10 protein-coding genes are annotated in these 11,218 nt (G+C 50.5%); 4 read left to right on the top strand and 6 right to left on the bottom strand.

Annotated elements, in window-relative coordinates:
- Positions 1–19: 19 nt before the first annotated feature.
- The 4 genes from BOO20_RS00275 to BOO20_RS00260 are packed head-to-tail and all read right to left on the bottom strand — an operon-like array spanning position 20 to position 3,085.
- A complete protein-coding gene (locus tag BOO20_RS00275) occupies positions 20–565 on the bottom strand; it encodes a hypothetical protein (RefSeq protein WP_076789103.1) in 546 nt (181 codons plus the stop codon).
- A gap of 5 nt (positions 566–570) precedes the next feature.
- Positions 571–1,317, bottom strand: a complete 747-nt coding sequence (gene dapB, locus BOO20_RS00270; RefSeq protein WP_076789100.1) for a 4-hydroxy-tetrahydrodipicolinate reductase — start codon at positions 1,315–1,317, stop codon at positions 571–573.
- A gap of 56 nt (positions 1,318–1,373) precedes the next feature.
- Positions 1,374–2,261, bottom strand: coding sequence for a ParB/RepB/Spo0J family partition protein (locus BOO20_RS00265; protein ID WP_076789097.1), 888 nt, complete (start codon positions 2,259–2,261; stop codon positions 1,374–1,376).
- A gap of 26 nt (positions 2,262–2,287) precedes the next feature.
- The gene (locus BOO20_RS00260) at positions 2,288–3,085 is read right to left on the bottom strand and encodes a ParA family protein (protein ID WP_076789094.1); all 798 of its coding nucleotides are present in this window, start codon (positions 3,083–3,085) and stop codon (positions 2,288–2,290) included.
- A gap of 97 nt (positions 3,086–3,182) precedes the next feature.
- Here BOO20_RS00260 and BOO20_RS00255 point away from each other — a divergent pair, with 97 nt between their 5' ends.
- The 3 genes from BOO20_RS00255 (at position 3,183) to BOO20_RS00245 (ending at position 7,029) form a co-directional block, all read left to right on the top strand.
- Complete coding sequence (locus BOO20_RS00255) at positions 3,183–3,773, top strand: DNA-3-methyladenine glycosylase (protein WP_076789090.1); 591 nt, start codon at positions 3,183–3,185, stop codon at positions 3,771–3,773.
- 162 nt (positions 3,774–3,935) lie between these two features.
- On the top strand, positions 3,936–5,318 hold the full coding sequence (gene mgtE / locus BOO20_RS00250; protein ID WP_076789084.1) for a magnesium transporter: 1,383 nt from the start codon (positions 3,936–3,938) through the stop codon (positions 5,316–5,318).
- Between the two features lie 40 nt (positions 5,319–5,358).
- Positions 5,359–7,029, top strand: coding sequence for an electron-transfer flavoprotein:ubiquinone oxidoreductase (locus BOO20_RS00245; protein ID WP_076789080.1), 1,671 nt, complete (start codon positions 5,359–5,361; stop codon positions 7,027–7,029).
- 31 nt (positions 7,030–7,060) lie between these two features.
- On the opposite strand, the gene BOO20_RS00240 is transcribed toward BOO20_RS00245, so the two are convergent.
- Positions 7,061–8,611, bottom strand: coding sequence for a Fic family protein (locus tag BOO20_RS00240; protein ID WP_076789077.1), 1,551 nt, complete (start codon positions 8,609–8,611; stop codon positions 7,061–7,063).
- A gap of 391 nt (positions 8,612–9,002) precedes the next feature.
- Here BOO20_RS00240 and BOO20_RS00235 point away from each other — a divergent pair, with 391 nt between their 5' ends.
- On the top strand, positions 9,003–10,019 hold the full coding sequence (locus tag BOO20_RS00235) for a DUF4325 domain-containing protein (protein WP_076789075.1): 1,017 nt from the start codon (positions 9,003–9,005) through the stop codon (positions 10,017–10,019).
- Positions 10,020–10,316: 297 nt separating this feature from the next.
- On the opposite strand, the gene BOO20_RS00230 is transcribed toward BOO20_RS00235, so the two are convergent.
- On the bottom strand, positions 10,317–11,045 hold the full coding sequence (locus tag BOO20_RS00230; protein ID WP_076789072.1) for an ATP-binding protein: 729 nt from the start codon (positions 11,043–11,045) through the stop codon (positions 10,317–10,319).
- Between the last annotated feature and the right edge of the window lie 173 nt (positions 11,046–11,218).

Raw genomic sequence — 11,218 nt, 5'->3', positions numbered from 1 at the left:
CGGGCCGTGGCGCGAAAAATCACCCTTTTCTTGCTTTGCGCTTGAGCCTGAGCACGGCATAAGCAGCACCAAGACCGGTCATGGGGGCATAAAATGCACCTGAAAAGGCCATATTCATCAGCAGCTCCCTAAAACTCAGCTTGACCGGCGCCAAAGCAAGCTTCTCTGCCGTTACAAGTGCCTGTACCTGATCCTGTAGTTCAGGCTTCCCCTTTGCCATTTCAAGTGCCCAGTCGATGATCAGCGAGAGGCTTTCTGCTCCGGGGCGGTAGTTGAACTGCTGCATGAGCAGAAAGGTTACGCTCTCGGAAAGCACCCCGCCCGCCATACCGGCAACACATCCCAGAAAAAATGCTTCGCTGTAGGGTAGACGGACCTGAAAACGGAGAATGGTGTGGTTAAGCGCAATCGTACCGGCAAGAAAAACCCCGGCAAAGAGAAAAACATTCAGCAGGGTAAGATAGGGTACCGTTGTTGTCAGGAGAATGATCGCAGCACCAAGAAGAACCGTATAGAGCTTTCCTGAAAATGAGAGGGCACTTTGCGTTGAACTGTCGGCAGCCATAGAGTTCAGGAGAGCTTTTCGTTTAAAAAATCATCCATGGTATAAAATCCCGGCGTTGTTCTGTGACGCCCTGCAAGCCACTCGGCAGCTTCAACCGCTCCGGAGGCAAACCCTGCACGGCTTTTGGCCGTATGGGAGATCACGATCTCATCCAGCTCGGAATCAATAAAGGCGGAGTGCTTGCCGAAAACTGTACCAAGCCGTATTGCCGCAACGTGCAGCTCTTCAGGAGCAAGTTTCCGCTCATCCGACAGCTCCCGCACAACCGTTGTTTTCCGCCGGTTCGCCTCAAGAATCATATCTGCTGCCCTGAGCGCTGTTCCACTTGGAAAATCAGCCTTTCCGGTATGGTGCTGTTCAGCAACTGCAATATCAAACTGCGTAAAAGGAGAGATCAGCCGGGCAGCTTCGCGAACAGTTCGGAGAAAGATGTTGACCCCGAGTGAAAAATTGGACGACCAGAGCAGCGAAGCCCCGGCATCGGAGACCTGGCTTCTGACCGTTTCGCGAACGTCGTCCCAGCCGGTGGTACCGACAACAACCGGCACACCCGAAGAGAGGATGGCAGGCAGATTAAGCAGAAAAGCATCCCTTACGGTAAAATCTATGATGGCATCGCTTCCGCGAAACAGCTCGGGAGTAATCGGAGTATCAATATCAATGACTGCGGCTATTTCGTGCCGGCCCGACTGACCGATCACCTGCGCAACCTGTGTTCCCATCCTGCCGTTGCCTACAAGGGTAAACCTCATGATTCGTGTTCTGTTGAATATTTTTCTCGCTATCCAGTGTAGCTGTACATTGACGACTACTCGTGATTCAGAATTTCAAGCACCCTGTCGAGATCATCATTGGAGAAATACTGGATATGAATCTCTCCCTTGCCCCCCTTCTTTTCAACTATGCGAACCTTGGTTGCAAGCTTGTCTCTCAGATGTGACTCCAGTTGGGTAATATGCAAAGAGCGGTCCGGAGAGGTGGCCTGTGCCGGTTTGGACTGCTCCTTGAACATGCGGTTCACCAGCGTCTCTGTCTGGCGAACAGAAAGCTCATGACTGAGTACCTGCTTCCAGACCTTCAGCTGCTGCTGCTCACCGGGGAGATTGATAAGCGCCCTGGCATGGCCCGACGAGATCTCCCGGTTGCGTATGCTGTCCTGAATCTGAAGGGGCAGTTTGAGAAGACGAAGAAAATTACTGACCGTTGAGCGGTTTTTTCCCACTTTCTGGGCAATCTCGTCCTGTGTCAGACGGCACTTTGTGGTGAGGCTTTTCAGGGCAAGAGCAACCTCGATGGCATTGAGATCCTCGCGCTGGATATTCTCGATCAAAGCCAGCTCCAGCTTGCTTGAATCATCATGTGCCTCGATAATATAAGCGGGAATAAACTTGAATCCGGCCAGTGTAACTGCTCTCAGGCGCCGCTCTCCGCTGATAAGCTGATACCCCTCCCCGTCACGGCAGACCGTAACCGGCTGTATAACACCGTTTTCAATAATGGAGTTTTTCAGCTCTTCAAGAGCAGTTTCATCAAACTCCTTTCGGGGCTGAAACGGATTTGCCCGGATTTTCTCAATCGGCAGGCTGCCAATGGAGCCGTCCCGGGCAAGCTCCTCCGGCTCCTCCCTGGAACCCGAATCAAATCCCTCATCCGGAATAAGTGCTTTCAGACCTCTTCCCAATGCATTTTTCGTCATATCACCCACCAGCTTGCCCTGGTCAGCTACCGCTGCCAGACTTTAAATTTTTTAATATTTCCATCCCGTTCAAATATCTCCTGAGCCAGATCGAGATAATCTTTCGACCCGATACTCTGTGCGTCATAGAGCAGAGCCGGCTTGCCATGGCTCGGAGCTTCGGAAAGCCTTACATTCCTTCGGATATAGGTACGGTAGACCTTCTCCTTGAAAAACTTTTTGACCTCTTCAGCCACCTGTGTAGCCAGACGAAGCCGTGAATCATACATGGTCACCAGAACCCCTTCAATTTCAATCTTCGGGTTCAGGTGCTTGCGCACAATGCTGATGGTGTTGAGCAGCTTCCCCAGCCCCTCAAGGGCATAATATTCAGCCTGGACCGGTATCAGCACCGAATCGGCAGCCGTAAGCGAATTAAGGGTAATCAGACCAAGCGAGGGCGGACAGTCGATAATAATGTAGTCATAAAGAGAGCGGACACCCTTGAGTGCTTTCTGCATCACATACTCGCGCTCCCGCATGTTCACCAGTTCAACCTCCATACCGACAAGGTTGACGTTGGACGGCAGTACATCAAGATACTCCAGACTGGACTGCTTGATGGCATCGTGTATGTTGCCCCCCTTTACCATAACCTGATAGAAGGTGTTATCAATCTCGTCACCGGTCTCAATGCCAAAACCTGATGTAGCATTAGCCTGGGGATCGATGTCGATCAGCAACGTCTTAAACTCAGAAATAGCAATTGAGGCAGCTATATTAACGGCAGTGGTTGTCTTTCCAACCCCACCCTTCTGGTTTGCAATCGCAATAACTCTGCCCATGTACTAACCAGGGAAATTTACAGCAGTTGAAGTTCAGTCATGAATTGATACATTATAATACATACATGAACTATTACAAATTATAATCGTTCGGTGGATGGAGCGGCTTGAAAAGCAATTCTATGAAATACCTACACTTGAACTTGCAGAAAAACTTCTCGGGAAAATTTTCGTCCGTACGCTGCCGGGAAACAGACAACTGAAAGCAAGAATTGTTGAAACAGAAGCCTATCTCGGTGTAGATGACGAAGCCTGCCATGCCTGGCGGGGCAGAACAGAACGAAACAGTACCATGTTTCTTCGTCCGGGCACCATCTATGTCTACTTTACTTACGGCTGCCACCACCTCATCAATATCGTCAGTGAACCGGAACACCGGGCCGGAGCAGTTCTCCTTCGGGCAATGGAACCGGTTGAAGGTATCTCCTTCATGCAGATGCAGAGAGGAACAGCCGTGGAGAGAGAGCTCATGAGCGGTCCGGGAAAGCTTGCCCGGGCACTTCAGATTGAGCGCCGTGACAACGGAAGGGATCTTTTCGGTGAAGAGTTTTATCTGGAAAACGCACCCCCTGTTCCGGAAAAGATGATCGGAACCACAACAAGAGTGGGTATTTCAAGAAGCCGGGATCTTCCGTGGCGCAAATTCATCATAAACAATCCTCATGTTTCAAAAGCAAGGATCTTGTGAACAGTTAAAAAATGCAGCCTGCTGTATTGGAAAGTTCATAAAAAAACTCCTTTTTTAGGCTGAGTTACCTATAAACCGGAAGGACTTTCGAGCACCGCCTAACGAAGGAATCGAAGCGCGAAACAAATTAATAGCGTTACCCTTATTTAAACCTCAAGCATCATGATCGGAACCCCTTTACTTCCTGAAATCAGGGAACTGATCGAGCAGCGCAACTTCAGTGCTCTGCAGAGAATTTTCAACGACTGGATGCCGGTTGACCTGGCGGAGCTGATCTCCGACCTGCCGGAAAACGAACAGGCAATCCTCTTCAGGCTGCTTCAGAAGGATGTGGCAACCGAGACCTTCGAATACCTTGAGCTCGACTCCCAGCAGAACCTGCTGACCGCACTGACCCAGAAAGATGTCACCCATATTCTCAACAGCATGTCGGCAGATGACCGTACAGCGCTGCTTGAAGAGCTGCCGGGAACTGTGGTTCAGGAGCTGCTGAAGCTCCTCTCATTCAAGGAGTTCAAGATTGCCAAAACCCTGCTGGCATATGCTGAAGACAGTGTCGGCAGGCTCATGTCGCCTGACTATCTGAGTGTCAAAAAAGACTGGAACATCAATCAGGTGCTCGACTACGTTCGCACCTTCGGTCATGAGAGCGAAACCCTGAACGTCATCTATGTTGTTGACGACTTCGGGAAGCTCAAGGGAGAGCTGCTTGCCCGGGAGCTCCTGCTCTCGCTGCCGGAAAAAAAGGTCAGTGAAATCATCTCCGAAGAGAAGATCATCACCCTGACCGCTTCACAGGATCAGAAAGATGCTCTTGATGCCTTCAAGCGCTACGACACGGTTGCATTGCCGGTTGTCGATTCAAACGGCTACCTGATAGGAGTCGTAACGGTTGACGACATGCTTGACGTGGCTGAAGAGGAGGAGACCGAAGATATCCAGAAGTTCGGCGGTATTGAAGCCCTTGAAGAGCCATACATGGATCTCTCGATTCCACAGCTCGTCAAAAAAAGGGCCGGTTGGCTGGTTATCCTTTTTATCGGAGAGATGCTTACCGCCTCTGCACTGGCCTATTTTCAGGATGAACTGGCCAAAGCGATTGTACTGGCAACCTTCATCCCGCTGATTATCTCAAGCGGAGGAAACTCCGGTTCCCAGGCCGCCACCCTGATCATCCGTTCACTCTCGCTCGGAGAGATCACCATCCAGGACTGGTGGGGCGTCATGCGCCGCGAAATTCTTTCAGGACTCGCGCTTGGAGGTCTGCTCGGCCTGATAGGAGTCTTCAGGGTTATCATCTGGGCCATGATACTCGGTCACCTGACCACAACATGGATCTATGTCGGCGTAACTGTTGGCGTATCACTGGTAGGTATTGTCCTCTTCGGCACCCTTACCGGTTCCATGCTCCCCCTGCTTCTGAAACGGATGGGCCTTGACCCTGCCACCTCATCAGCACCTTTTGTTGCGACACTTGTCGATGTCACCGGAATTGTGATATACTTCAGTGTTGCCTCCCTGATTCTGGGGGGGATACTTCTCTGAACAAAAGCCTTCTTTTCTCACTGAAAACAGCGCGGCCGTAATGCAGAAACGTGAAGCTCTGGAGTTTGATATTCTCTTTGTCGGTGCCGGACCGGCGAACCTTGCCTCGGCCATTCACCTCCAGCGCCTTCTGAAACGCCATAACGCCACAGCGGCTAACCCCCTTGAACCCTCAATAGCCGTAATCGAAAAGGGAAGGTACGCTGGCGCCCATCTGCTTTCAGGAGCCCTGCTTGACCCGAGAGCCCTCGATGAATTTTTTCCGGACTACCGGGCAAAGGGCTGCCCTGTTGAAGCCACCGTCAGCAAGGAATCCATCTGGTTTCTGCAAAGTAAACGGAAATTCGCTGTTCCCTTTATCCCCGAACCGTTCAGCAACAAAAACTCACTGATCGTCTCACTCAGCCGCCTTGGTGCATGGATGGCTGAACAGGCGGAAAACGAGGGAGTTCAGCTCTTCGATAACACCGCAGCTTCCGCTCCATTCATGGAAAACGGAAAGCTTACAGGCATCATAACCGATGACAAGGGAATCGGAAAAGACGGCAATTCAAAAACAAACTTCGAACCGGGTCTGCTACTCAAGGCAAAAGCCATAGTAATCGGAGAGGGTTCTGACGGCTCACTCACCCGACAGCTATCCATGCACTTTCCGTCCATAAGTGCCGCCCAACGGTACGAAACAGGGGTAAAAGAGACATGGGAAATACCCGAAGAGCGTATCACTGCCGGAGAGGTGCACCATACCTTCGGATTTCCTCTGGAGTCCGATGTGTACGGAGGCGGATGGCTCTACGCCTTCTCCCCGACACTCGTCTCTGTCGGATGTATCTCATCGGTGGGCCATGATTCGCCGGTATGCGACCCCCATCTCAACCTCCAGCGCTTCAAGCTCCATCCTCTGATTGCCAACATCCTCAAATCCGGAAAAATGGTTGAATCCGGCGCAAGGACCATAACATCCGGAGGCCTTGACGCCATGCCGCCACTCTGCGGGCCGGGCTATCTCCTCACCGGAGAATCGGCAGGCATGGTAAACATGCAGCGACACAAAGGAATACACCTCGCCATGAAGTCGGGTACCATTGCTGCCGAAACCCTCTTTGAAGCGCTGCTGCACAACGATTTTTCAACCGGTCGGCTGAAAAGCAGCGAGGAGCGATTCAGAAATTCATGGGCCTGGGAGGAGCTGCATGCCGCCAGAAACTACCGCAAGGCATTTGACAAGGGGTTGTATTCCGGACTCGTTCAGGCGGGACTTCAACTCGGCATTCCCGGTCTTTCGCTAAAAACAACTCAACTCACCCTGCCAGGCTTCACAGAAACCCCAAGCTTCAACCCGAAGAAAAAGAAAATCGCTCTCCCCGTAATACCGGAGTTCAGAGCTGATGGCATGAGAACGTTCAGCAAAGAGAGAAGCTTATTCAGCTCAGGCGTCATGCACGAAGAGAATCAACCTTGCCATCTCGTTATAAAACGTGAAGATATCGCGGAGATATGCCTGAAAAAGTGCAAAAAGGAGTTCGCCAACCCCTGCCAGCACTTCTGCCCCGCCGGAGTGTATGAGATCACCACAGAGCCAGTCCCCGCACTCAAGCTCAACCCCTCAAACTGCCTGCACTGCAAAACCTGCGAAATCGCCGATCCCTACGGCATCATCACCTGGACCACCCCCGAAGGCGGCGGCGGACCCGGCTACAAACTGAGCTGATAACAAAATCAGAGCACATCAGTGAAAAAGCCTATACGCTGTGTTTACGCTCCAAATCCGAACCACACCCCATCTCTTCAGCAATAAAAAGTGTAAGTGGTTTGATGTCACCATCACTGCTTGCTTTTTCGAGTGCGGCCATGTAGTCACTGCGCCGCTGAACCCGAATAACTGTCCACGGATAGCCGCCGGATGCCAGCATCGCGTTCATCAAAAATCGCCCGATACGGCCATTGCCATCGAAATAGGGATGGATGAAGACAAAAAGCTGATGACCAAGTACTGCTCTGACTGCCGGTTCGTGCTCTTGTTCAATCAGGTTGAACAATGTTTCCATAGAATCGGTCAGCGCCTCATGTGGCAGAGGGGTGTGCATTGAGTTACGGATAAAGACTGCACCTTTCCGATAACCGGCGAGTTGGTGTAGCTCCAGTATACCGGCAGCAACTGAAGGCGAAAAGAGCTCGGCATACCAGCGGTGATGGGCACTCCTGACAACCGCACCGGGATTTTCCCCTCTCAGAATGGCTTCCAGATCTGTTCTGACAGACTGGAATGCCTGATAGTAACCACGTGCTGCAAGTGCATCCCGATCTTTTTTATCCTTCTGGTCCTCATCCGGATTCCATCCCTGTTGCGCAACGCTGTCAATAAGTGCATCAGTGACCTGATAACCCTCTATGGAAAGTGAGTTATAGGCATCCACAACATAGCGTTCATCAACTTTGGCAAGGTAAGCTGCGGCATTTTGAGCCACGCCAGGTGATGGCGGAAAAAGCGCCAAGACCTCTTCTCGCCATCCTGACCACAGAGATTGTAACCGCATAATGTATGGTGATAGCTCCGGAGTGATTCCCAGTGTTGGCACAGGAATAAGAAACGGATTTATTTCGCGAACATCGTATTTACCCAGTTTCATGGTGTGGAGAATTCGCTCGGCATATTCGGCACGCCCGACAAAGCGCAGCGCTCCTGCAAGTCGCCCGGCAGCAGCAACCGACCCCTCTTTGGAAAGTAATATTTCCAGCAGTTCTCCGGGATCACCAATCATGTTGAGCGCGATTTCGGCATCACGTGGATTGCTTATAAATGCTTGCGGACTCAGCCTGCAGAGGGTTTCCGGAAGAGAGTGCAGTTGCAGCCCGTTCACCTCCGTTTGATGACGGGGCATATTCTTTTTATCGGGATAGATCAACACCGAGTTCCCGTATGGCAGGTCGAGCACAGAGGTACCTCCTTCAGTTGTGATGACGGTTACCTGCCGGGGTATACGAGTGCTCCGGGTATGGAGGATGAGTGATGCGTCTGCGTTCAGGCAGTATCTCTTTTTGAAGCGTCTGTTCAGATAACCGGATAAGAATGACCAGAAATTGGCATACCACGCCGTAGAGTCCCCCTCATGATCTCGTGGATTGGCACAAATGTACCACCCCTTCATAACCGGTCGCAGGAACCCCTCCTCCACAAGAATCACACGCTGTGCCTCCGTGATATCTCCGGACTCAATCACACCATTGTACTTGCCTTGCAACCGCTTCAGCGCCCGCAAAGCGTCAGCCAGCTTTTCATTCGGCTTTGCCATCTGCCCCTAAAATTGTAGTTACCGTGCTATTCCACGTCACCGTTCTCCCGTAATATAACTTTGTTATTCCGTTTTATAAAACTTTGTTATTATCGTTTGTATTACTTTGTTATCCCATGAATTTGCGAACGCAATAGCTTTTTTAAAAATAAGATAATGAATGGAGTTTTCGCTTATTTTTCCTACCAATAGCGCGTCCCTACGGGACTTGAATTCATGATTCTTTTAAATGCCACAGGCATTGCATATAGGTAGAAATCAGCGTTTTTCATATCCATTCTTTGTCAGCCTGTGTTGTCAAGGTTATTTTTTATGTTGTCAACATATCAGTATATTGTTGTCATTATGAAGCAAAAGAGTTGTCAATATCAGACAGAAGCCGTGCAATACAATGAGAGAACGAACAGCTAAAATAAGAGAGTACATGCTGAAGGCATGCAGGGACACATCGCTCAATGTCGCCTCGGATGCTGCCAGAGAGTTCGGCATCTCAAGACAGGCTGCGCTCCGCCATCTGCATGCATTGGAAGAGGCCGGGCTGGTCAAGTCGGAGGGAGAGAAGAATCTCAAGAGATCTTCACTTGCTGCCATTGCAACGAACTCATGGCGATTCAAACTGGAAGGGCTAAGAGAGGATATTGTCTGGCAGGAGTATATAGCCCCCCTAATTGTCGATCTGCCTCAAAATGTGCGTGAGATGTGGCAATACGGTGCAACAGAGATGATCAATAACGCTATAGAACACTCCGGCGGCATTTGGCTTACCATCAACTTTTCAAGAAACGCTCTGGATACAGAACTGGCGCTTATTGACGATGGCGAAGGCATCTTTCACCGCATACAGCGATTGACCGGCCTCTATGATCCCCGTGAATCAATCCTTGAGCTTGCAAAGGGAAAGATGACCACAGATCCACAGCACCATTCCGGTGAAGGCATTTTTTTTACATCCAGAGCATTCGACAGATTCGTTATCATTTCAAGAAACCTTTTCTTCTCACACCAGACAGAGAAAGACGATTGGCTGATTGAGAGTGACGCGGATATACCAGGCTCAACCATTCGTCTCAGGCTGAACAATACCTCCCCTCGAACCATCAAGGAGATCTATGACGAATTTGCGGAACCGGAGGAGTATGCATTCAATAAAACCCGGGTTCCGGTCAGGCTGGCCAGACATGAAGGGGAAATGCTCGTCTCCAGATCGCAGGCAAAAAGGCTTGTTTCGCGGTTCGAGAAGTTCAAAACCGTGATCCTCGACTTTGAAAAGGTGGAAGAGATCGGGCAGGCATTTGCCGATGAGATTTTCAGGGTCTTTGCCTTAGCACATCCGGCAGTAACGCTTATCCCCGTTAACGTAACAAAAGAGGTGAACCAGATGATCAAAAGAGCGCTTGCCGTTACATAACACCATGAAAATAGTCAACAGCAAGACTGCTCGGGATATCGACATCAGGAGTTGCTAAAACCCACCGTGGTACCCCGAACATAACTGAATGAAATGAATATTATCCCCTAAACTTCTGGCCAATATGTTCGTGTCTTCGCACCATGAGCGTTCCCTTGACAGTGAAGGGCTTCTATTGAGCTTCTTTTTCGCTTTTTACCCGGACACTCTGTCCGGATAAATGTCCACATAGCCTATTTATCCCGTAAAATCAATACCAATCAAGACATTCTGTCCGGATAAATGTCCATTTATGCACTATTTTACCTCGTACGAACGGGAAGGTCCGGAGCCGGCCTTTTTCACAAGACCAAGCTCTTCGAAATGCCCCAAGTGGCGCCGCGCAGTCCTTGGATCAACTCCCATTGCCTCAGCATATTCATTAGATTTTGCCTTGCCGCAGGTGGCAAGCCACTGCCAACCCATCCGCTCAGACTTACTCAGAGTCTTGAGAGCGTATTCCTCAAGAACCTTTATTGAGCTCTCTGCTGAACGGTACAGCGTAAGAACAAGGTAGGGATCATCCCAAGTGTACTGTGGTCGGGGTAGACCGAGTTCCTTTGCCCGATCACGAAGCGAGGCCAGACCAAGCCCCTGTTCTTCCGCCATGCCCATACGTGCAAATACGAAGTGAAGTTCAGGGTTCCTGCTCAGCATAGGAGCACTGATGTCTTGGAGCTGCTTCAAGGTGATCGGAGACGGCGGTTTGCCTGGGCTTTTAACCGCAATAGTATCCTCAGTCAACACGATTTGGCACTTGGCACCGTCTATACTGTAGTCTCGATGTATGAGTGCGTTAGCCACTGCCTCGCGAACCATTTCGAATGGCAGAACAGGACGTTCATGCCGGTAAGCTTGGCCCCGCTCAAATACATTGGGAAGCTTATCCTTGAGCCATTTCTCAACTAAATCAGGAATCATTACGGCTGGCTCATCGAACTCGCGGCGCTCCGGTTGGCCACTGGGGTAATGGATAAGACCAAGCATGCCTGCTTGCCGTATAACTGTTCGCGGTTCTTTGCCAAACAAAATAAATCCGAATCCAGTCGGAACCAGATCACCACCTTCTTTCTTCAGAAGACCTTGCCGGAGAAGGCGCCGAATAAAGAATCCTCGCAGCAGAGCTACGAGGTATTAAAAGAGGCGTAATTGCTGTGAAT

This window comes from Chlorobium sp. KB01 (genome assembly GCF_001975465.1).
Taxonomy (GTDB): domain Bacteria; phylum Bacteroidota; class Chlorobiia; order Chlorobiales; family Chlorobiaceae; genus Chlorobium.
Note: the sequence above shows the minus strand (reverse complement) of the source record. Positions and strands in the feature narration are given on the sequence as shown.